This window comes from Pseudoneobacillus rhizolycopersici, from assembly GCF_054786815.1.
The window spans coordinates 1-257 of sequence record NZ_JBTOOE010000154.1 but is presented as its reverse complement, the minus strand read 5'-3'; the positions used below and the strand labels follow the sequence as shown (position 1 = coordinate 257).

At 71.6% G+C, this 257-nt stretch carries 1 protein-coding gene; it reads left to right on the top strand.

What is annotated here, in order from left to right:
- Nucleotides 1-24 precede the first annotated feature (24 nt).
- On the top strand, nucleotides 25-257 hold a 233-nt coding region (locus ACX9YW_RS23220), incomplete at its 3' end, for an NAD(P)(+) transhydrogenase (Re/Si-specific) subunit beta (protein WP_460351113.1).

The window sequence follows — 257 nt, the reverse complement described above, 5'->3', positions numbered from 1 at the left end:
CGGCGAGGAGAGCAAGCAGCTCCCATGAGCCGCGGCGACGTCATCAACCTGCTCTACATCGTCGCGTTCTCGATGTTCATCGTCGGGCTGCACATGCTGCGGGGGCCGCGCACGGCGGTCCGCGGCAACCAGATCGCCGCCGTCGGCATGGTGATCGCCGTGGGCGCGACGCTGCTCACGCCGGGCGTCGGCGACTGGCTGCTGATCGTCGTCGGCCTGGCGATCGGCACCGCGGTCGGCGTCCCGAGCGCGCGCAG